Consider the following 22,033-nt stretch of genomic DNA (forward strand, 5'->3'; position numbering starts at 1 on the left):
TTAAATATCCTCTCTTAACAGTGATACGCCCAACTGATCCATCTGATTCAGGAACTGCCGTCCTATTTTCTTCTCCAGCATGGCTCGGCCTTCCATCAGATTCTGCGGCCTACCCGTAAGATTGTGACAGTCCGAGCCAAGCAGGTGAGCCTGCCCGCTCTGAAACAGCTTGATGGCGCGCCGCCGATCCTTCCAAGACAGCAGGCATTCTGCATTCACCTGGATTAGTACCGGGAAAGCGAACAAATCTTGTATCAATTCCTTATCTTTTTGAAACCGATAAAACCGTTCCAGATGTGCAATAATCGGTCTGATCCCGCGATTCAGCAATCGTTCGACTTCACGCAGATCCCCTTTGGACCATGCTCGAAATGGCATCTCCAACAGCATCAGGTCAGAGCTTCCGATGCATAACTCCTCAATATTATCTGCCCGCCCGATTCCGGCAAAAAAACATACCTCTGCACCACTGACAATTTTGGGAGCTGAAAAATCGATATTGTCTTCCAGCTGCTTCAACGCATACGTTCGTTTTTTCAGGAAATGTTCTATCGTATCGCTGTCCGCATAAAAGTGCGGCGTTGCAATCATTACATCAATCTGCTGTTCCTTTGAACGTTTCAGCATCTCCATAGACATATTGATGTCTTTGCTTCCATCATCAATATTTGGCAGAATATGGGAATGAAAATCAATGACTTTCATTTTTCTGATCACCTATTTGCATCTGTGCCTTGGCATAGTTATCTGCATATCCGTATCCATACCCATAACCCTTGCCTTTACTATAGCTTTTTGTCTTTTCATTTGCTGCGCCGGTCATAACTATGCCGAGAACTTTGGCATTCGCAACTTTCAGCTTTTCCAGCGCATTATTGACATTTTCACGTGTTGCAATTCCCTGACGCACAACCAAAATCACACCGGATGCCATTTTAGAAAGAATCGTCGCATCTGCAACGGCACAAATCGGCGGAGTATCGAGAATAATATATTCGTATCTGCTCTCCAATTCCTTCATGAGCTGCTCCATACGCGGCGAGCCAAGCAATTCCGACGGATTGGGCGGGATATCTCCTGCAGCGAGCACATCAAGACCACTGGGCAACTGCTGTATTGCTTCATCCAGCGTACACATTCCAACCAGAAGGTTCGTCAGACCAGGCGATTGTTGTGCATTCAGCTTCTTCGCATCTGTAGGCAGACGCAGGTCGCAGTCAACCAGCAATATCCGCGATTGATTCTGCGCAAATGCAATGCTCACATTAACAGCCGTGGTGCTCTTCGCCTCACCCTGCAACGCACTTGTTACTAAAATTTTCTTACATTTCTGATCGGGAATCGAAAAAATAATGTTCGTTCGAATCATTTTATATGCTTCTTGAATCGCAAAGGGAACGGTATCCGTCAGCAAATACTCTACCTGATTTGTAAAACCAGCATTTCCCGCACGCTTTTTTGATCCTATCATCATTTATCTCCCTACATTTTGATTTCCATAGCTATATCCATATGATTTATGCTTTTTTGCTTCTGCAAAATCAGGCACAACTCCCAGAGTTGGCAGATTCCATTCTTCCAGATCACTTTCCGATTTAATCGTCGTATCCATAATTTCTCTCAAAAGAATGACAAGCATGCTGATGCAGAGACCAAGCATGATTCCGATCAATGTGAATTTACGATAGTTCGGTTTCGCAATATCTGTTGGGATACTTGCATAGTCAATAACCTTTACAGAACTGCCGTCTACGATGGTAGGAATCTGGGTAGGTGCAATATCCGCAATCGCATTGGCAATACGAGCGGCAGCCTTCGGGTCTTCATTCATGACAGTTACTCTAAATGCTTCTGTATCATTCACAGACTCAATTTCCAGTTGCTTTGCAAGCTCTTCCACCTCAAGATCAATATCTGCGTCTACGATTACCTGTCCCAGAAAAGATTCAGAGGTAATGATAGCAGAATATGTATTTACGAGCTGCGAAGAGGCATACAAATCGCTCTGAGTAATCGTTGTGGTATTTTCCTTTGTGGAAGCATTGTTTACGTACAGCATTGTACTCGCCATATATTTCGGCGTTATCAGCAGATAAACAGCTCCATACGCAAGCAGACCAAAAAGCAGGCCACAAAGAAGAATGATATGCAGCTTACTTAATAATATATGAAATAATTTTAAGAAATTAATATCAATTTCGTCCGTGTCATGTTGCATTATTTCCATTACTTTCTCCTTACCCCTTCCAAAAAGCTTATTCCAGATATCACAAAGTTTCCGGAATGTTTCTAATATTCTATAGAGTCCTCACAACATTTTCAGAACTAACGGTTTCTAAAAGTCTCTCCGTAGTTGTCTGACAGAAATCGGAAGATTTCTTCTGTCAATTGGCACATCTCCACATCTGATGCAAGAGAAAACCTCAAATCGCTGTATCCAATTGTGGATTAAACCAACTTTTTATATTACTGAGTCAATATGTATACCGTTAAAATTCTATAAAATATTATTTCCTGTGTCAATACACGAAATATACAAAAAGCAATAAAGAAATAAATAATATTACACAAAAAAGTTTTTTTAACGCAATTCTCTAGATTTCCTTCCATAAAGTTACATTGCTTGGGCAGAATTTCCGCATTCGCTGCAAAATGAAGTCCCATTGTTTCCCTTTACAGCTACAATCAAACTCCACATCACTGCACTGGCTTGTGCGTTTTCTCCCTCTATTGTGCATAAAAATGCTCCTCTCCAGAGAAACTCTGCTTTTATGCATTGTTTCCCTGAAAAGGAGTATGACATGACTGCTGTAAATATAAGTTTATTTTGCCAGAGCCAGTTCCCTGTTTTCAAGCTGTCTCGTTCTACTCATGCCAGCATCATCGATTATCCAACACGTACTGCCCCGCATGCAGGATCACATTGCGCAGCGTATATTCTGCGACGGATAACGTGTCCATACCGTAGTAATTTGTAGTGGAATCCGTATAAACGCCGTCGGTATAGTTGATTGACACGGCTGCTTCTACTGTGGCGGCGAATGTCATACCGCTTTCATACCACCATTTGGACGCCGTACAAAGCGTCTTATCCTTCGACACGCTGGATGGCGCCGCGCCGGATTTATCTACCAGAAGGGAAAATCCGGTTCCGAAATACTGCGGATAGTTCTTTTTGAATGCGCACGAACAGTCCACCAACGACTGATACATCAGCCCGATCCATCGGTAATCACATACCGTTGTATAGAACTGCCATTTTTCCTTGTTGTAGTTGTGGTGGTCAATGCACATATCCGGCTGAATCAAATCCGTTATGTTCATGACGAGCTGTGTTTCAAATTCACTTCCGGCAGATGGGCCACTGTAATTGTTCGCTGCTGTGTCCTTCGTATCTTCGCTCCGCACCTTCCAGTCCTCAACAGGGAAATTTCTATTGATATTTACTCCGTTGGCATTGCCGCGCAGTCCGTGGTACATGCCATAGCCATTCAGACACGGGATGATATAGATATCAAAGGCCGCCCGCAGCTTGAAGAAATTTTCGTCTGTCAAAACGCTGTCGCACAGCTGCTTTGCAAACAGATAGGCATTGTATGGTGCGGCATATTCATTTCCATGCACACCGCAGACAATCAGCAGCTTTGCCTTTTTGCACGTGCCATCATTTCCGGCAGATGCATTGGATTCAGAAAGGGTGTACAGATATGTCTTGTATGCCGGTGTATCCGCATAGATGCTGCTGCCCGATACGCCGTTGGCATAATCGGGGTATGTCATACTGCACAGCCCCGCTGCATCTGATTTTGTCACATAGTCGGGATACGCTGTAACCAGCCCGTCAAACAGACTGTACACCTGCTCCAGCGTTTTCTCCGACAGGGTGTCGGCAGATAAATCCACGCCAGACAAATCGCCGGATACATCGCGCATAGTATAGTCGATTTCAAACCGCACAAGCGGTCGGTTGATCTTATTTTCGATTTTGACATACGCCGTGTAGGACAGATCCGTCGCAGCGCCATAATCCAAGCCGTCGCGCAGCATCGCACGGTATAAATATTGGCTGTGGTCGAAATCGGTCACCTCTGCTGACGCCTCGTAATCGATATAATCCACAAAATTTCCGTCTTTGTCATAGCGGAACAGATACAGCCATCCCAGCCGGGACGTTGTGATCTTCTGCACATCTTCCGGCAGAAAGCCTGTTCGGATACGCAGGGCAAAACTGTTTGCAGTCGGCAAACCGTCTGTACCATCCGCAGTCTTGATGTGACCCTGTTCCCACACCGGGGACAGGATATGGTCAATACTACAGATTCGTGACTGCTGGTCGCTGTCTGTTTTTTCCAGCGCCGCAATCGCCGCACCGGTTGCCGCTGCGTCTGCCGACTTTCCGGCGGCAGTCAGTTCCGTGTCCGTCAGAGTAAGCAGCTGAATATGTTCCGCATAATCTGTGTCAATCGCCGTCGTCGTTTTTACGTGTCTGGCAGTCAACCGAATTTTTGATGCCTGCGCATCTTCTGCCAGCACATCTGCAACCAAAAAATCCTGTGTAAATCCAAGATCGGACACCTTCACAAATGTACCGTCTGCGGCATACAACTGTGCCCTGACATTTGCCTGATCGTCCGCTTTGACGCGAATGACATTATCGGGTATGTAGCTGATCGTGCGGATTCGGGTGTTGTTTGTATTGTTCGTTCCATCCGAATTGATCTGTCCGCTTTCCCACAGAGAGAGTGAATTGATATTGTTTTCAAGTTCTTCTGTAAATAAACGGATGTCCTGTGTGTTCTTCTCGATCTGCTCTGCCTGTGCGGCAGTCGCACCTGTGGTAATCTTTCCATTTTCCGCCAACACGGAAAGCGAGTCCGTAATTTGTTCGTCCGTTGGGGCACCGATTTGAAGCGCCTTTGCCGCCATCCCACGCGCAATGATATCAACCATCATGTATTCACTCCAAACTCTAACCAGTTTTGTCCATCCTCATCAAAAAAATATAGCGAACCGGTATCCATTTCGATAAACGAACTTCCGTTTGCAATCATTCTCTTCCCGAAATTCGGAAAAGGCTTTGGATCTGATGAAAGACCACAAAGGTCGAATCGAACTATATTATCATGCAGATAATCATAGCAAATGGTAGAAATCATATGACCATTCCTTTCAAACAAAATATACTGTAATAATAATCGTACTGAACGAGTTGTCCACTGTAATAAATTTCAAAACTGTTAACAAAGAGCGCTGGCATAAATCAAAGTCAACACTGACCGGACATCCCGTTATCAGGCGTTCTTTTGCTATCAACACAAAAAAGCCGGTCGGAGCAGTTATGCAATCATACTGCTTCGATCGGCTTTTTATTTTCTGTTCTCGCTGATAAGGGATACTCGCTTCTTATGTTATCCTATTACAGGGATCTCGCTTATGCCTTTGTAATATTGACAACACAGTTCTGATTATCCTTGGTCAACGTAACGGTGTTGTTCTGATACGTCCATGTTGTGATGTCATCTGTGTTTTCGCCATCCTGACCCAGTTCTTCAGCAATGGCATTGATGAGTGAGTCAGCATTTGTCCCTACGAAAGTCAATTTGATCGCGCTTACAGTATCGCCTTCACTGGTCAGAACAACCGTTACGCTCTCACCGAACAGGGTCGTGGAATACGAATCGCTTTTTTCATTGGCACCGAGCATCGCCAATACATCTGTTTCCTTTGCCCCAGCCTGGCGTGCCAGTTGTTCAAAGGTAAAGGTGTCATTTTCGACATTTAACGACGGCGTTCCCGCAACGGGCTCACTGGCAATCACAGCAGAGCCATTATCGGCAGTGGCGGCATCGTTTACGGAGTCTGATAAATCTTTCGAGCCGCAGCCAGCGGCCAGCACCATGCATGCAGCCAAGATCATCACCTGAATTTTACGTTTCATAATGCAATCCTCCTAGATTTATAGCAATATAGCATAAATCCAACCTCTTCTCCCACAGAAAAACAGCTATGTCTTTCTGTGATTCATACAATTTAAATCGTCTTTATTATACCATTCTATCGACAGCATTGCAATATATTTTGATAAATTAAAGAACATCCTGCACACTATACGAATATAGCATGCAGGATGTTTATTTGCAGACAATATGCCCGCCCCGCTGTTTACTTTTCTATAAATTCAACTGTTTCACAGGTCGCCTTCCGGTCAGAGCCCGACTTATTCAACAAAAATCGATGCCTCATTGGAAGCAACTGTGTTGCCGTCCGCATCCGTGATAACGCAGCGATACTTCTGACCATCACGTGCCGCCGTAATCGGAACAGTCAGCGTTGCGGTCTGGTTGCCGCTCTGGGAAGAATTCTGCCAATAGCTGGTGCCAACATTCTGATACTGCCACTGGTAAGTCAGGTCACTGTTTCCAGTTGCCTCGACGGTGAAGGTCGCCATGTCACCAACCGCACCGGTGAAGTCTACCGGCTGGCTTGTGATCGTAATCTTCGTTACAACAGTCAGCGTCGCCGCATCAGAAGTTGCCGAATTCCCTGCTGCATCGGTGATAATGCAGCGATACTTCTGGCCATCACGTGCCGCCGTAATCGGAACGGTCAATGTTGCGGTCTGGTTGCCGCTCTGAGAAGAATTCTGCCAGTAGCTCTTGCCAGGGTTCTGGTACTGCCACTGATAGGTCAAACCCTCGCCTGCTGCCTCAACAGTAAATGCTGCCTGCTCGCCGACTGCACCGGAAACATCCTCCGGCTGACCAGTGATCTCAAGTTGCGTATCTACCGTCTTGACAAACAGCGTTGCCTCACCGGAGGTCGCAGTTGTGCCAGCTGCATCCGAGATGACGCAGCGATACTTCTGACCGTCGCGCGCCGCCGTAATCGGAACCGTCAGTGTTGCGGTCTGGTTGCCGCTCTGAGAAGAATTCTGCCATACTGTTTTGCCGGCGTTCTGATACTGCCACTGATAGGTCAGCTCTTCACCCGTAGCTTCAACCGTGAAGGTTGCCTTTTCACCAAGCGCGCCGGTGTAATCGACCGGATTAGAGGTGATCGTAATTGTAGTGGTCGGTTCAACTACCTCAATTGCTGCCGAATCGGAGGTGACAGTATTGCCGTCCACATCCGAGATGACGCAACGATACTTCTGACCATCGCGTGCCGCAGTAATCGAAACCGTCAGCGTCTTGGTCGTACTGCCGTTCTGAGAGGATTTCTGCCAGTAGGTGCTGCCAGCGTTCTGATACTGCCACTGGTAGGTCAGCTCGCTGTTGCCTTCCGCCTCAACAGTGAAGACAGCCTTTGTGCCAACCGCGCCGCTGACATTCGTCGGCTGAGAGGTGATCGTGATCTTCGGCGTTGCTGCCGTTGCATGCATTGTTGCCGCGCTGGAAGTAATGCTGTTTCCGCCTGCATCGGTGACAATGCAGCGATACTTCTGACCATCACGTGCTTCCGTAATCGGGACAGTCAGTGTATCGGTCGTGCAGCCACTCTGGGAAGAATTCTGCCATGTCGTTTTGCCACCGTTCTGATACTGCCACTGGTAGGTCAGGCCATTGCCTTCCGCAACAACCGTGAAGGTCGCCTTTGTACCGATCTCGCCGGTATAATCCCCCGGCTGAGAGGTAATCATAACTTCCTTCTCATGTTCGTCTGTATAGGTTGTGTCGTTGAATTCTACGGTTGCAACATACTTCTGCTCACCGGTGGATTCGTCCGTTTCAACCGTCAGTGTTGCATCCCGCTTCTCAACATGTGTGTCGTCATTTTTGCAGGTAAAGGTTGCAGTTGCCGTGTAGCTTCCGTCATCTGCCTTAACCCACTCCCATACCGGATCGCCATAGCTATGGCCTGTAGCCGGGATGGTCAGTGTCTTGGTGCTTACATAGTTTACATCGTCATGTGTAACTTTTGCCTTATAGGAAATAGAACCGTCTTCCTCACAGGTCGCAGCAGTATAGCCGCTCTTTGTGATAGTCTGAGCATCCTCAGTTGCAGTTTCCTCTGCTGTTGCGCCGCAGCGGTCACAGGTCAGCTTCGCGGTTGCGGTAGAGCAATCATCTGCCCAGGTCCACTCCACAGAATACGTATGCGTCCCCGGCGTAACCGATTCTTTATGCGTATAATTCTGGCCGTCAACATTTGCGGTATAGGTGTAGGTCAGTCCGTCAACACAATTGCCTGCCTGAGCCACATCTGCTACCGTGCGGGTGCTGATGGTCGTATTGTCCCATACGCAGTCGAACATATGATCCTTCAGTTCAACCGGAACTCTGTACAGAGCAGCTTCCGTATAATCCGCAGAATGAATCCAGGTTTCAGACTTCTCGCCGCTCAGTTCCAACCCGGCCGCAATGTCATTATATACCGTATCTGCATCGGTCTTGTTGTCATCCAGTTCATCTGCGTCAAAGCTCTTGCCGCAGTCGATGCATACATAGGAGGTGCCGGTATTCCGGTTGCCATCGCTATCCTTGGTATAGTAAGTTTCATCATACTTAACATATGTGTGGCCATGTCCCGTAGACTCGTCAGCCTGTGCCTCTGTGGAAGGCTCGGTATCGCCGCCCTCTGCCTGGCTCTCTTCGGACGATTCCTGAATCAGGCCGCACTCGGAACAACAGCTTACTGTATGCTCGCCTTCTGTGCAGCTTTCCGGCACGGTAACTTCGCTGTAGGAATGGTCAGTGCCAGTCAGATGCGTCATTTCAATGGTACCGACAATGTTTGCACTCCACATGAACTCATCATTGTCGTTGGTCTCATCATCGCTGGAGTAATAGGTATTGTAATCCGGATTGTAGTTGGTTTCTGCGAACTGATAGCCAAAGCTGCGGTCATCTTCAATAATGCCGTGGCTGGTGCCGTCCGCATCCGTATACGGAGCCTTGCCGGAGGCGTAGCCATAACGGGTGGCGACAGAAACATACATCTTGCCGTCATCCTTGATGGTCATATCAGCAATCGGCGGATTTTCCACAGTAATGGTATTTGCGCCGGTCTCATCATCCGTCATGGTGAATGCCATGCCGCCCAGTGCTACAGACATGTCGCGCTTGCCGCTGACCTTATTGTACTCGATCAGCTTGTCTACTTTGCCGCTCTCCAGATCATACGACAGGATGCAGTTGGACAGGCTGAAGTATACCTTGCCATCATAGTATGCGGTAGAAATCGCAATAGACGGATACTGCTCCGCTGCCTCTGTATACTCCGCATACAGCGACTGAATCAAATCGTTGTCAACCATTGCATTGGAGGACGGATTATAGGTCTGGCCGTTGTTGAAATCAACCAGTGTTACATACGAATCATCCGAATCTGCCAGTTTCGTGTCGTGATAAACAACCTTCAGCTCAGTATCACCAAAAATGTCTCCATACGGATCGTCCGCAGCCTTCGTGCTGCTTCTGGTGGTGCTGTTCGAGCCGGTATTCTTCATATAATCGCCATACTGATCCATGATCTCCAGCATATTGGTGGAATCATACAGATAGTACGCGCGATCACCAACCTGATAGGTCTGGCTCTTGATGAAAGCTACCCATGCATCCTCATAGGTCGTATCGGTTGCAATATCCTGATACAGGGTAACAATGTCGGAAAAATATCCGTCGTACAGTTTGCGTGCAGACGTATCGCTGAACATGAAATACAAATGGTTCATGTTGCCGTCTGTCTCAACGCGGTCTCGGTTCATGCATTCGATATAGATATCGGTATAGCAGGGGTCAACATAATACCATTTACCATCTGCCTTGACTGCGTTCCAGTAGTGAGGAGAATCGAAATCACCCGTCTCACCAAACATGGAGGACTCAGTCTGGTAAATGATCTTAACCTCGTCGATAATCGCAGCACTGTCCGCGCTCCAGACACAGTCGCCGTTTTCATCGGTTTCCGGCGTACCATCGGCATTCAGCTTATAGTTGAGTTCCTTGTAGGATTTCCAGTCGGAAGCCGTGTCGATGCTTCCGCCGTCCTTCACATAGACTTCCGGGAATGCACACTGAACGAGATACGCATATGCATTGGCATAGCCAAAGCATACTGCACTTCTGCCAACCAGCGCGCCAACCTGTGTGCTTTCCCACAGGCCAACGATGGTATCGGCAGTAGAAGCTGCCTGCTGAGAACCATTGCCATTCGGGTCATCCGTCTGATCCTCCATATAGCTCTGAGCCTCTGCGGTTGCAATTGCCTCTGCCTGCTCCTCGCCGTACTGATCCACCAGGGCATCATAGTATCCGTCATGTACCTGCGTCTGAATCATGTTGTACATGCACTGATACGCCGTCTTATAAAGGTCGCTCTCGGTCGGCTCCGGTGCTTCCATCTTCGCCGAATCCTCCATAATGGACGCCATAGCGAAATTGCAGTAATTTGCCAGCCAGTCATTCAGTGCCAGATACTTCTGAATATCCGTCATGCTGTCATCCAGCGATGCCAGCGCCTGATCTCTGACTTTCTTAATCTGATCGCCATATGCCTGGGCGCTGAATTCGGTAGCCAGGTAGTAGATCTGTACCAGACCTGCCATGGTATCGTAATCGGCACCGGTTTCCGGAATGCTTGCAATATCGAGAAGAGAGCCAATCGGATTTGCATTGGTATCCTTCGTGGTGTTGTACGCTACCTGAACACCGTAAATATCCGCATGTTCCTCAAGGCTCTGAATATACTGCGCATACAGCCCCAGCAGATTCTGTGCCTGCTCGTCCGTCAGATTATATACGTTGGATTTTTCCTCCAGCTCATCTGCCGCAAGAGAAATGCGGTTATCCATCTCGACGTTGACCGTGGTAACATTGTCATCCGAATCGGTTTCATAGGTAACGTCAACCAATCCGGTCATGTTATTCTCTTCCAGTACCTCCTCGGTTGCGGAGTCCATTTCCTCCGAAGAAATACTGTGGTCAGAGACATCTGTGGAGTCATTGTAATTGTTAAAGACTGCATCTTTAACTACCGACTTTGCTTCGCTGTCCTCGGTTGCTTCCTCGCTGTCATCCAACGATGCAACAATTTTCGCAGAGGTACGATTGATTTCCTCAGTCGAGCTGATCGAAGTCTCTTCTGAGTTGTCCTCTGTGTCAGTTGTTGTGGAAGGAGCGGCAAATGCAGCGGGAGTAATGGTACTTACCACCATTGCCATTGCCAGAAGTCCGATGACAAACTTCCTTAACTGATTTTTCATCTTCCCTGTCCTTTCATTAAAGTATAGTAAGATTTATATATAATAACATATGATAAAACATATGATAAAGCATATGGTGAATGGCCAGGGCTGCCCAAATCTTTCCACATTTTTCTCCCAATTATCCCAAAAATCCAACAAAAAATAAATCCGCAGCCCCAATCCTGCTCCACCGGTGATTTTTAACTATTCGTAGCCCCATATTACCATATATTGCAGGAAATGTCCACTATTTATTTTCAATGTATTCACCTGCCATTTCATATCTTTTCTTCCTTTTTTTACAAAAACATGGAATAGCGCGCTGCAATTTGTATCTCTTGTGGAATAGAAAAAAGCAGTGACCCGTCTTCGCGGCAGATCACTGCTTCACAATTTGCATACAATAATATTGCGTGCGTTATTTCATCCGTCTGAGGATCTCCACAACCAGTTTCCAGGTGCGCTGGACAGAGGCGATATGCATACGTTCACGGAACGTATGGATTTCCGTCAGATCAGGGCCAAACGAAACGCAGTCCAGCCCTGGCAGCTTGCCTGCGAACATGCCGCATTCCACACCGGCATGAATCGCTTCAATCTTAGGAGCTTCGTCGTACTGCTCCGTGTACACCTCTGCCATCAGATCGCGCAGCGCGGAATCCTTCTGGAATTCCCAGCCCGGATAGTCTCCGGACACCTCGACACTTCCGCCCAAAACGGACATCAGGCAGGACAGGCGGTCTACCAGCATCTGCTTCTGTGTTTCCACACTGCTGCGCACACAGAACGACGCGCTGATTTGCTGTTCCTCCGTTTTGAGTACACCCAGATTGAGCGATGTCTGCACCAGTCCGTCGATTTCATGGCTCATCGCCTGAATGCCATTGGGCGCGCAGGTCAGCAGGCACAGCGCATTCTGTGTGCCCGCCGCATCCATGGGAAGTGCATTTGCCTCTGTCTGCTCGACAGCCGTGAAAACACCGGCGTCGGTGGAACGATACTCATTTTTCAGTGCAGCTTCCATCTGTGCGCAGGCCGTTTTGACCGAGTCTGCATCCGCAGCAACGATCACTGCGACAGTCTCCTGTGAAATGGCATTGTCTTTCAGACCGCCGTTCACGCAAATCAGGCGCATATCTGTCGCCTTGCTGACTGCATACAGCACGCGGCCCATCAACATGTTGGAATTGCCGCGCCCCTTGTCGATTTCAACGCCGGAATGTCCACCCTGTAAACCGCCGACAGTCAGGCGGAGCACCGTGCCGTCAAACGGCGTGCGCGTCACCGGCAATATGCAGCGGGAAATATTGCCGCCGGCACAGCTGACGGTAAAAACACCTTCATTCTCGGAATCGAGATTCATCATGCGGCGTCCCTTCAGCGCGCTGACATCGATATCAACTGCACCGAGCATGCCAATTTCCTCATCTACTGTAAATACCGCCTCAAAGCGCGGATGCTGTATCTCCGGATCATCCAGAATCGCCAGCGCCATTGCTACAGCAATGCCATCGTCGCCGCCGAGCGTCGTGCCCTCTGCATAGACCGTATCGCCGTCCGTCACGAGGTCAAGCCCTTCCGTCTGCATATCCTTCGTACAGCCGGGTGCCTTTTCGCACACCATGTCCATATGACCCTGAAAAATCACGGGATCTGCCTTTTCATAGCCGGCAGATGCCTCTTTGATAATGATGACGTTGCCCATGCTGTCCTGGTGCACTTCCAGACCACGCGCATCGGCAAACGCCTTCAGCCAGTCACTGATTGCCTTTGTGTTGCCGGAACCATGCGGAATTGCACACATCTGCTCGAAAAAGCCAAACACACGTTTCGGCTCCAGATTTTCAAGAACTGCCATATCAAATGCTCCTTTTTATAGAAAATATGCCTTGCGGCAGATTTATTTTTTCAGACGGTAGCCTTTACCCTTCTCCGGCTGAATATACTGCTGGTCCAGCAGAAATTCCGCCACCTGACCTGCAAATTTTTCAGGCTCCATCACAGTCAAACGCTTGCGGGACCAGAACTGCCCGACCTTGACACCGTCAATCTGTCGGGCAATTTCCGCCAGCGTAATGATTTCATGTTTTTTCAGATAGTTGAGGACGCGCCGCCCGCACTTCGACAGCAGCATGCGGGTCAGGTCTTCCTGCTGGCTCATGGACTTTTTCAGTCCCCAGGCATACAGCACAGCGGTCACAACCGCGAACAGCAGGATTCCCAGCAAAATTCTTCCCTTGCTCATTTCGGCATCCGATCCTTCCCACGAAACAAAATAAACCGATTGTTCCGCAAAATCTGCATATATTTTACCAGCCGGTCATACAGCGGCTCTGCATCTTTTCCGAACTGTGCCTTCAGCGCATCAGCCAGCTGACCGACCGTTTTCTCCCCGTCAATCTGCTTCCACAGGAAGCTGCCATATGCATCCAGATCAATATGGCTCACGCGGGGCGTATGAAAGAACGTCTGTGCGATTTTGCTGTAAAAACCGCGGTGTACCATGTGAATGGTAACCTTTCCGTCTTTTTCCTCCCATGAATTCTGTGAATTGTGCACCGGAATATAATCCAGGTAATTCTCTTTCTGTTTTTTCGCCAATGTTTTTTTCTCCTATTGATTGAAGCCGGGCTGCATCGTCACATGGCAGCCCGGCTCTCATTTTGTCAGGATATCTTATTCGCTCTTCGAGGATTTTTCGCCCTTTTTGGCAAACAGATAAATGGTGAACAGCAGGACAGCGAATACAACCAGACCGCCGATCCGGCCGATAGAAATGCCGCGTGCAGACAGGTCGATGATTTTACCGACAGACTTGTCGCCAACCTTCCAGATAGCAAGAACTGCCAGCAGGATGCCGACCAGGCCTTCGCCTGCAATCAGACCGGAGGTATACAGAACGCCGGACTGTACGCAATCATTCTTTGCCTTTTCAGACGCATACTTGCGCTTCTCCAGATACCAGCGCAGCAGGCCGCCCGCCATAATCGGAGTGGACAGATAAATCGGCAGATACAGACCAATTGCAAACGGCAGTACCGGAATGCCGAGAACACGGACAACAATTGCAATGAAAACACCGGTCAGTACCAGCGTCCACGGCAGGTTGCCGCCCATAACGCCTTCGACAACCATCTTCATCAACATCGCCTGCGGTGCCGGCAGTTCGTTGGAGCCATAGCTCCATGCTGCGGACAGCAGATACATAATGCCGCCAATTGCAATCGCCGATACCACGCAGCCAATCAACTCACCCATCTGCTGTTTCTTCGGGGTTGAACCAACCAGGAAGCCGGTCTTCAGATCCTGCGAGGTGTCACCCGCAATTACTGCAATGACGCAGATGATGCCGCCAATGGTGATCGCTGCAATCATGCCGTCCGTGCCGCCGTTGCCTGTGGCCTTGAGCAGCAGCGTGGAGATCAGCAGCGTTGCAATCGCCATACCGGATACCGGGTTGTTGGACGAACCGATAAGGCCGACCATACGGGACGAAACGGTTGCAAAGAAGAAACCGAATATAATAACAATCAGTGCGCTGAACAGGTTGAGCGGAATGGTCGGAACCAGCCACAGAACAACAGCAATGCCGAGGACACCGACAAGCAGAACTTTCATGGAAAGATCCTGATCGGTGCGCAGCGTGCTGTTGCCTGCGCCCTTCTTGCCATAGTCGCCGATGGCATCCTTAAACGTGCGGACAATCAGCGGCAGCGAGCTGATCAGGCTCATAATACCGCCCGCAAGCACTGCGCCCGCACCGATATAGCGGACAAACTTACTCCACATCGCATCGACACCGCCGGTTGCAAGCAGTTCATTGACCGACACATCTGCCGGGAACAGCACCGCATCGCCGCCAAACAGCGCGATGAGCGGCATAATAACAAACCACGCGGTCACGCCGCCGGCGAACAGATACGACGATACCTTGACGCCGCAGATATAGCCGACACCTGCCAGTGCAGGCAGAACATCCATGCCAATTCCGGCACCCTTGTAGGCCGGAATCTCATAGGCAACCTCACTCGGGAACAGCTTCAGGCCGTCAGCCACAAACTTATAAACTGCTGCAATGCCGAGGCCTGCAAATACAGTGGACGCCTTGGAGCCGCCCTCCTCACCTGCAATCAGAACCTCCGCGCACGCCTGTCCTTCCGGATATGCCAGTACGCCATGCTCCTTGACAATCAGCGCGCTGCGCAGCGGTACCATGAACAGTACGCCGAGAACGCCGCCGCACAGGGCAATCAGGCCGATTTCCAGCAGGCTCGGCACATCACACAGGCCCTCATCTGCCCACATGAACAGGGCAGGCAGGGTGAAGATTGCACCGGCTGCCACGGACTCACCGGCCGAGCCGATGGTCTGAACCATATTATTTTCCAGAATGGAATCCCGCTTGAGTACCATGCGAATGATACCCATCGAGATGACCGCCGCAGGAATGGATGCGGAAACAGTCATGCCAACGCGCAGACCCAGATACGCGTTGGCTCCACCGAACAGAATGGCCAAAAGCGCGCCGAGAACTACAGATACCACTGTAAATTCAGGCATAACCTTATCCGCCGGAATGTAGGGTTGGAATTTCTTTTCTTCCACGTTTTCTACTCCTCTCTTTTGCGGCTGTCGCCATTTTACAACACCCGCTTGTAGATAGAAGTATGTGAAACATGCACATACTTCTATCTGCTATTGTACGTTATTCCAGTACCTCCGTCAAGTAGATCAGTGGATATCCCGTATAATTTTGTTGAAAAAATCCGTATTCCGTGGTACTCCACACCATATTTAGGGAAATTGTGCAGTTTTTTTCCGATGCAGGTATGAACTGTATTCCATGTCTCTGATATTCCGGGTACCTGCTTACCTCTGGTTCTGTCTGTGAATTGACGCTTCGATCTGCCGGTTGACCTGCTCGACCTCATCCCGGAACATACGCGCAGAAATGCGCTGTGCACCATGTGCCAGAATAATGATCTGCTCTATGCCGTCCGATGTGGCAACGCGGACAGTTTTTCGCCCACTGACCTCATACGACACCTTTTCAATAAACATATCCGCCGTTTCCGCTTCCTTCGTATACACGACATGGATGTTGTGATAGCTGTCCACGATACCGGTTTGTCCCGGTACACGGTAGGCATCAAAGACCAGAATCACCTCGCAGCGGCGGTATGCCTGATAGTTGCACAACGTATCCATCAGCGACTGACGCGCCGCGTCAATGTTATCCTTCGCCAGCGCCTTGAGATCCTCCCACGAAAAAATAATGTTATAACCATCGACGAGCAGATAATCGGTTGCAGGCTCCAGCTGCCGCAATATCTCCCGCGGATGGTCATACTGCATAGCCTGCCGCGGCCGAAACGCACCCCGTCTCTGGATTTTGCCATAGGTACGCTCAAAAATCTTTTGCAGTTCCCGGTCGAGCTCCGCCGGGCTACTATAGGCCGCCGACACGCGCTGTGTAATGGTCTGTGTCGGTGCCTCCTCTGCCTTTGGCGCCTTGAGCACGGCAGGCAGATGCATGTGCTGCTCCACCTCATGCCATTTGACCGGGTATCCCGCGCCGTGCGAGCAGAACACAGAATCCGGTGTGTTGTCCAGGTCGGCCTCTGGCTGATATTGCATGCGCGCCACAACTTCTTCTGTATTGTGGCATGGACGGTAACCGTCAACGGAAAGGGACAGCCTGCCGCGCCCTCTGGAATAAGCAGCAACCTCCCGCGGATAATCCTGCATGGTAGAGACTGGTGCGGTACCGGTCAGTACAGCGTATTCCCCATCGGATTCCGGCGGATCAAATGTACCGCCGCGCGCCGGGATGTCCGACATCGCCCGCCCCACGCAGTCCTGCGGCAGCTCCAGACGAAATGCATACCACGGCTCCAGCAGAATCGATTCCGCTTTCATGAGCCCCTGCCGGACAGCGCGATAGGTTGCCTGTCGAAAATCACCGCCCTCCGTATGCTTGGCATGCGCGCGCCCTGTGAGCAGCGTAATGCGCATATCGGTAATGGGTGAGCCGGTCAGCACACCCAGATGTTCTTTTTCCTCCAGATGTGTGAGAATCAGACGCTGCCAGTTGCGATCCAGCGTGTCCTCGCTGCATGCGGTCGCAAATTCCAACCCACTTCCCCGTGCAAGCGGTTCGAGCAGCAGATGTGTTTCCGCATAATGCCGCAGCGGTTCAAAATGCCCGATCCCCTCTACCGGTGCAGCAATCGTCTCCCGGTAAACAATATTGCCCGGACCGAATGAAACCGCCATATCAAACCGTTCCTCAATCAGGTTTTTGAGGATTTCCAGCTGAATTTCTCCCATCAGCTGCAAGTGAATCTCCTGAAGGTGTTCATTCCAGACGATATGCAGCTGCGGGTCTTCCTCTTCCAGTTGTCGGATTTTGCCCAACGCGGTATAGGCGTCACAGCCGTCCGGCAGCAGCAGCTGATAGGTCAACACAGGCTGCAAGACAGGCGCTTGCGATTCCGGCTCCAAGCCGAGCGCATCGCCCGGTCTGGTTCTGGTCAGCCCGGTGACCGCGCAGATGCTCCCCGCAGGGACAACGTCAACCATCTGGTACTTTTCGCCGGAATACAGCCGCAGCTGATCCGCCTTTTCCTCCCAAACCTCATCTCCCGAAGCAGACAATCCCGCATTGGTCAGCAGTGTTTTTACCTTCAGCTCTCCGCCGGTGATCTTCATCCAGGTCAGACGGTTGCCCTGCGGGTCGCGGGAAATTTTATATACCTTCGCGCCGAATGTCGCAGGATACTGCGGGGTGACGGTGTACGCCTGCATACCGCGCAGGAAATCTTCTACGCCGTCCAGCCGGAGTGCCGAGCCAAAAAAGCACGGAAACAGCTCCCGATGGACAATGGCGTGCTGCAATTCCTCGTAGGACAGCGTCCCGTTCTCCAGATACTGCTCCATCAGCACTTCCGAACACATGGCAGCGGCATCATTCCGTTCATCTTCCTCAGCGGAAAAATCCACACAGCCATCGCTCAGACGATGCCTGAGCTGCTCCAGCACCGTGTCATGCTCCGCACTGTCCAAATCCATCTTATTGATAAAAAGAAACGTCGGGATATGGTACTGTTCCAGCAGCTTCCACAGTGTTTCCGTGTGGCCCTGCACGCCGTCGCTGCCGCTGATGACCAGAATGGCATAATCCAGAATTTGCAGTGTACGTTCCATTTCTGCGGAAAAGTCTACATGTCCCGGCGTATCCACCAGCATAAACTCCGTCTCTTCCAGCGATAAAATCGCCTGTTTGGAGAAAATCGTAATGCCGCGTTCGCGTTCCAGACGGTAGGTATCCAAAAACGCATCCCTGTGGTCAACGCGCCCCAGCTTCTTCAGATTACCGCTGACATAAAGCATGCCTTCGGACAGCGTGGTTTTTCCTGCGTCGACATGGGCTAAAATTCCTGTAACTAATCGTTTCATAACGGGTTTCCTTGTCCAAAATTGTCGTTTTGGCTCTATTGTATCACATACCGCCGGTTTTTTCACCCTCTTCGCGGCGACAGACTTACAAGCACAGCAAAAAAAGCCCTGCGCGCAAAGCGAGGGCAAAAAAATAAACCCTTGACGCGGCGGTCAGGGTTTATTTTACATTGTTTTTGCAATCACTGGACAGGATCGGTTGCCGGAACGGCCAGAGATGTTTCAAACGAAACACCGCCGACGTTGACATTGACCGCCGACGTGCGCATACCAGTCATCGACTGAATGGACGAACGGACTGCGCTCTGCACATTCTTGCAAACCTCACAGATGTTGAAGCCATATTGCGCGAGCAGGCTGACCTCCACTTCGACCAGATCGCCGTGGAACTCGACCCTGACGCCCCTTGCCAGGCTTTTTTTGCCCAAAAACTCCGCGACATTGGTGCCGATGCCGGAATACAGGTTTCCAACGCCCTCCGTTTCGGATGCAGCGATTGCGGCGATAGATGCAATAACGTCTTCAGAAATACGGACGCTTCCCTGATCGCTTTCGGAAGTCCAATAATCCTTGCTGTCTGCCATAGGTATCACACTCCTTACGAAGTGATTATATCATACCGCGCGGCATTTGGAAATAACAAAATCAAAAAAGCGCGTTATTTCGCTTCACTGAGGCGGATCATGGACGGATCAGCACCGGTTTCTGACACGATCAAATCAGAAATTGTGGCAGCGTCGGCAGAGGTCAGGCCCTTTTTCGGTGGTGCGACAACTACACTAATCGTGTCCTCTGAGATATAAACGACCGCATCTTCATAGCCCTTTGCCTTGATCTGGCTCTCCAAACGCTCTTCCTTTACCATATCGCCCGCAATATCGGTAATTTTGGCGCTTGCCTCTTTCTTGGCGTCCTCTGTCGCAGTCTCACTCGCAACCGTTTCCTTCAGCATGGACAGTGCTTCGTCGCGCGCAGTCTGTCTGGACAGGCGTGCTTGTGCGAAATAGTCATTCGCGGTTCCACTCGCTGCCTGATCCCCGCTGTCCGTTTCTCCCGAACCGGCGGCATCCGTTGTTTCCTTATCCACAGCAGTCACCTCGCCGTAGACCGAGCCGGTTGCCTCGCTGTCCTCCTCCATCGCCTGATTGGCAATCGTCAGCTCCTCCGGCGACTGAAAATAACTCCAGTTGAGATAGACTGCCACGCACAACATCAGACCGATGACGCCGTACACGGCACCGCGTTTCCGAATGGTTCCCATATGCGTTCCTCCTATTGGCTCATTTTTGAAATGGAAATACGATCACTCGATATGCCGCACAGTGCCGAAACCGCCTGTGTGATCTCCAGCCGCACCGCGCTGCTGTCCGCGCCATCGCACAGCACAACTGCACCGCGAAAGGTCGGATAATTGCTCTTAATCAGCACCGGGGATTCGCCATAGCTACCATCGGAGAGGATGGACATCGCACTTTGATAGCTCTCGCTTGTACTGCTGCCGTCCGATGAGGTCTGGCTGGATTTGTTTACATCCGAAGCATACACCGACTCCTCCCCTGATTCCAGGGAGAGCAAAACCTCGACGCGCCCCGCACCGTCAATTTTGGACAGGCTCTCCGCGATGGCCTGCTGAAATGCAGCGAGGTCAAATTCCTGTACAGATTCACTTCCGGTCTCAGTTTGCTCCGACTCTTTTTCAGGCAGACCGGACGAGGCCAGAAGCACCACACCGATCAAAATCACTGCGATAAAATATTTATATTTCTCCCAAAGGCGAATCAGTCCTGTTTGCCAGCTTTTCATGTAACCGCCCTCTCACTCTGCCAAAATTGCGTCCTTCGGCACGCCGAGTTCTGTCGAAAGCCGGTTTCGCAGCGCATCCAGCCTGCTTTCGGAGACGCTGTCCTCTGGCTGGATGGACACGGCAGTGATCGAAACGGTTCCATCCTCCGCAACAGTTGCCGTCGCCTGTGCCGTACAGGAGATTCCGTCTTCTGCCGCCTGCTGTACGACATATTCCGCCGTCTGCGCCTCCACCTGTTCCTGTATCGCCGCGCGGTACACATCACCCGCCTCGTCCTGCTGTACCTCTGCCGCTTTGGGCAGCAGGTCAGACAGTCCGGACGGCAGCGCACCGCGCAGCGGAATGACCAGAGAGAGAATCAACACGATACCAACCCCCAGCCGGATGGCTTCCTTCAGCGCACCATCCGGCACAAGCGCCAGTGCGACCGCACCGAACAGCGATGCAGCTGTCACGCTCAGGATTACCTGCCGCAGGAGCACAATCATGTCACCATCACCACCGAATACACCAGCTCAAAGAACAGGATTGCCGAACAGCTGCCCAGCATACCCAGAATCAGCCCGATACTGCCGGTGATACCGTCGAGCAGTCCCGCCAGCTGCGGCGGGCAGATCGGCGAAAGCAATGCCGTCCCCGTGCGGAATACCAGATAGCTGATGCCGAGCCGCAGGAACGGCACCAGACAGATTGCCGCGACACACAGCATGCCAAAAATGCCGAGCGAATTTTTGAGTACGACGGCACCGGAGAGCACCGCGTCTGTCGCCCCGGACAGAATATTTCCAACCACCGGGACAGCACCGGACAACGCGAACTTCGCCGCCTTGACCGTGTTTGTGTCCATTCCATGACTTGCTGTACCAGAAATTGTGATATAGGTAAAAAACAGCGTGAGCAGCAGCTTGAGCGTGCCCACGGTCAACCATTTGAGAAATGCCGCCAGCCGCGACAGCATGTTGTTGCTGATTGCCGCGTTTACAGTAATCATCGCCACATATGCCGATACAGCGGGAATGAAAATCCCTGTAATCAGAGAAATACACAGGTCAAGAGCGAACATCGTACCGCTGTATGCGAGCGCTGCCAAAGCCGGTGAGCCGGACAGCGATACCGCGGTCATCATAACCGGCAGCATGGATTTGGAAAACACCTGTATTTCCTCTGCTGTCTGGCTGCACAGCCCCATCAGTCCGGACAGATCGCGGTATACAACCGCCGTGACCCCAAGTGCACCCGCCAGGCTGAGAATCAACGGCGACAATTGAGAGGTTTTTGCAAAACTGCCCGCACAACCGCACAAGATCAGGATAACTGCAACGCGAACCAGGGTTGCCGCCGCACGCCTGACCGCACTCTGCTGCTCCTGTTTGGTGCGCTGCAATAAGGTATATACGCTCTGTGCAAGATCGCCTTCCCCATCCAGGCCCGACAACAGAGACTGTGCTTCTCCATCCAGTGCACTGCGCATGGACGCCTGTCCCGCGCTTTTCTGGTCAGAAAGCGTATCTGCCGCACGGGCGGGCACCCACAGCAGCAGGATACACAGCACAACAGCTGCCACACGCTTCATCATTTTTCCTCCG

The 22,033-nt window shown here is 50.6% G+C and carries 17 protein-coding genes; all 17 read right to left on the reverse strand.

Annotation, left to right across the window (positions count from 1 at the left end):
* The 17 genes from ACLM7Z_RS12710 to ACLM7Z_RS12790 all read right to left on the reverse strand — a co-directional run bounded on the left by ACLM7Z_RS12710 (nt 1) and on the right by ACLM7Z_RS12790 (nt 22,023).
* Entirely contained in the window at nt 1-705 is a 705-nt protein-coding gene (locus tag ACLM7Z_RS12710; protein WP_087019839.1) for a CpsB/CapC family capsule biosynthesis tyrosine phosphatase, read from the reverse strand.
* On the reverse strand, nt 692-1,471 hold the full coding sequence (locus ACLM7Z_RS12715; RefSeq protein WP_435645266.1) for a CpsD/CapB family tyrosine-protein kinase: 780 nt from the start codon (nt 1,469-1,471) through the stop codon (nt 692-694). Before ACLM7Z_RS12715 ends, ACLM7Z_RS12710 begins: the two co-directional genes overlap by 14 nt.
* A gap of 3 nt (nt 1,472-1,474) precedes the next feature.
* Nucleotides 1,475-2,227, reverse strand: coding sequence for a YveK family protein (locus ACLM7Z_RS12720; RefSeq protein WP_435645267.1), 753 nt, complete (start codon nt 2,225-2,227; stop codon nt 1,475-1,477).
* A gap of 653 nt (nt 2,228-2,880) precedes the next feature.
* Nucleotides 2,881-4,953, reverse strand: coding sequence for a M14 family zinc carboxypeptidase (locus ACLM7Z_RS12725; RefSeq protein ID WP_435645268.1), 2,073 nt, complete (start codon nt 4,951-4,953; stop codon nt 2,881-2,883).
* Nucleotides 4,950-5,156, reverse strand: a complete 207-nt coding sequence (locus ACLM7Z_RS12730) for a hypothetical protein (protein WP_435645269.1) — start codon at nt 5,154-5,156, stop codon at nt 4,950-4,952. The genes ACLM7Z_RS12725 and ACLM7Z_RS12730 overlap by 4 nt, the downstream gene beginning before the upstream one ends.
* A gap of 275 nt (nt 5,157-5,431) precedes the next feature.
* On the reverse strand, nt 5,432-5,938 hold the full coding sequence (locus ACLM7Z_RS12735) for a hypothetical protein (protein ID WP_435645270.1): 507 nt from the start codon (nt 5,936-5,938) through the stop codon (nt 5,432-5,434).
* Between the two features lie 279 nt (nt 5,939-6,217).
* Complete coding sequence (locus tag ACLM7Z_RS12740) at nt 6,218-11,203, reverse strand: immunoglobulin domain-containing protein (protein WP_435645271.1); 4,986 nt, start codon at nt 11,201-11,203, stop codon at nt 6,218-6,220.
* 400 nt (nt 11,204-11,603) lie between these two features.
* Nucleotides 11,604-13,043, reverse strand: coding sequence for an aminoacyl-histidine dipeptidase (locus ACLM7Z_RS12745; RefSeq protein WP_087017764.1), 1,440 nt, complete (start codon nt 13,041-13,043; stop codon nt 11,604-11,606).
* 42 nt (nt 13,044-13,085) lie between these two features.
* A complete protein-coding gene (locus tag ACLM7Z_RS12750) occupies nt 13,086-13,430 on the reverse strand; it encodes a hypothetical protein (protein ID WP_087017762.1) in 345 nt (114 codons plus the stop codon).
* A complete protein-coding gene (locus ACLM7Z_RS12755) occupies nt 13,427-13,786 on the reverse strand; it encodes a PqqD family protein (RefSeq protein WP_087017760.1) in 360 nt (119 codons plus the stop codon). The genes ACLM7Z_RS12750 and ACLM7Z_RS12755 overlap by 4 nt, the downstream gene beginning before the upstream one ends.
* Nucleotides 13,787-13,861: 75 nt before the next feature.
* Nucleotides 13,862-15,790 (reverse strand): OPT family oligopeptide transporter, encoded by a 1,929-nt coding sequence (locus ACLM7Z_RS12760; RefSeq protein ID WP_435645272.1) that lies wholly within the window; start codon nt 15,788-15,790, stop codon nt 13,862-13,864.
* Nucleotides 15,791-16,054: 264 nt separating this feature from the next.
* The gene (locus ACLM7Z_RS12765; protein WP_435645273.1) at nt 16,055-18,643 is read right to left on the reverse strand and encodes an NYN domain-containing protein; all 2,589 of its coding nucleotides are present in this window, start codon (nt 18,641-18,643) and stop codon (nt 16,055-16,057) included.
* Between the two features lie 182 nt (nt 18,644-18,825).
* On the reverse strand, nt 18,826-19,227 hold the full coding sequence (locus tag ACLM7Z_RS12770) for an Asp23/Gls24 family envelope stress response protein (RefSeq protein WP_087017754.1): 402 nt from the start codon (nt 19,225-19,227) through the stop codon (nt 18,826-18,828).
* A 74-nt stretch (nt 19,228-19,301) separates the two neighbouring features.
* Nucleotides 19,302-19,904, reverse strand: a complete 603-nt coding sequence (locus ACLM7Z_RS12775) for a SpoIIIAH-like family protein (RefSeq protein WP_087017752.1) — start codon at nt 19,902-19,904, stop codon at nt 19,302-19,304.
* Nucleotides 19,905-19,915: 11 nt separating this feature from the next.
* The gene (locus ACLM7Z_RS12780; RefSeq protein WP_087017750.1) at nt 19,916-20,446 is read right to left on the reverse strand and encodes a hypothetical protein; all 531 of its coding nucleotides are present in this window, start codon (nt 20,444-20,446) and stop codon (nt 19,916-19,918) included.
* A 12-nt stretch (nt 20,447-20,458) separates the two neighbouring features.
* The gene (locus ACLM7Z_RS12785) at nt 20,459-20,935 is read right to left on the reverse strand and encodes a hypothetical protein (RefSeq protein ID WP_087017748.1); all 477 of its coding nucleotides are present in this window, start codon (nt 20,933-20,935) and stop codon (nt 20,459-20,461) included.
* The gene (locus ACLM7Z_RS12790; protein ID WP_273349982.1) at nt 20,932-22,023 is read right to left on the reverse strand and encodes a stage III sporulation protein AE; all 1,092 of its coding nucleotides are present in this window, start codon (nt 22,021-22,023) and stop codon (nt 20,932-20,934) included. Before ACLM7Z_RS12790 ends, ACLM7Z_RS12785 begins: the two co-directional genes overlap by 4 nt.
* Between the last annotated feature and the right edge of the window lie 10 nt (nt 22,024-22,033).

Source organism: Butyricicoccus porcorum (assembly GCF_051246315.1).
GTDB lineage: Bacteria > Bacillota > Clostridia > Oscillospirales > Butyricicoccaceae > Butyricicoccus_A > Butyricicoccus_A porcorum.

Coding starts and splice junctions, on each gene's coding strand:
- ACLM7Z_RS12710 (WP_087019839.1), bottom strand. CDS start 705: ATGAAAGTCATTGATTTTCATTCCCATATTCTGCCAAATATTGATGAT.
- ACLM7Z_RS12715 (WP_435645266.1), bottom strand. CDS start 1,471: ATGATAGGATCAAAAAAGCGTGCGGGAAATGCTGGTTTTACAAATCAG.
- ACLM7Z_RS12720 (WP_435645267.1), bottom strand. CDS start 2,227: ATGGAAATAATGCAACATGACACGGACGAAATTGATATTAATTTCTTA.
- ACLM7Z_RS12725 (WP_435645268.1), bottom strand. CDS start 4,953: ATGATGGTTGATATCATTGCGCGTGGGATGGCGGCAAAGGCGCTTCAA.
- ACLM7Z_RS12730 (WP_435645269.1), bottom strand. CDS start 5,156: ATGATTTCTACCATTTGCTATGATTATCTGCATGATAATATAGTTCGA.
- ACLM7Z_RS12735 (WP_435645270.1), bottom strand. CDS start 5,938: ATGAAACGTAAAATTCAGGTGATGATCTTGGCTGCATGCATGGTGCTG.
- ACLM7Z_RS12740 (WP_435645271.1), bottom strand. CDS start 11,203: ATGAAAAATCAGTTAAGGAAGTTTGTCATCGGACTTCTGGCAATGGCA.
- ACLM7Z_RS12745 (WP_087017764.1), bottom strand. CDS start 13,043: ATGGCAGTTCTTGAAAATCTGGAGCCGAAACGTGTGTTTGGCTTTTTC.
- ACLM7Z_RS12750 (WP_087017762.1), bottom strand. CDS start 13,430: ATGAGCAAGGGAAGAATTTTGCTGGGAATCCTGCTGTTCGCGGTTGTG.
- ACLM7Z_RS12765 (WP_435645273.1), bottom strand. CDS start 18,643: ATGAAACGATTAGTTACAGGAATTTTAGCCCATGTCGACGCAGGAAAA.
- ACLM7Z_RS12770 (WP_087017754.1), bottom strand. CDS start 19,227: ATGGCAGACAGCAAGGATTATTGGACTTCCGAAAGCGATCAGGGAAGC.
- ACLM7Z_RS12775 (WP_087017752.1), bottom strand. CDS start 19,904: ATGGGAACCATTCGGAAACGCGGTGCCGTGTACGGCGTCATCGGTCTG.
- ACLM7Z_RS12780 (WP_087017750.1), bottom strand. CDS start 20,446: ATGAAAAGCTGGCAAACAGGACTGATTCGCCTTTGGGAGAAATATAAA.
- ACLM7Z_RS12785 (WP_087017748.1), bottom strand. CDS start 20,935: ATGATTGTGCTCCTGCGGCAGGTAATCCTGAGCGTGACAGCTGCATCG.
- ACLM7Z_RS12790 (WP_273349982.1), bottom strand. CDS start 22,023: ATGATGAAGCGTGTGGCAGCTGTTGTGCTGTGTATCCTGCTGCTGTGG.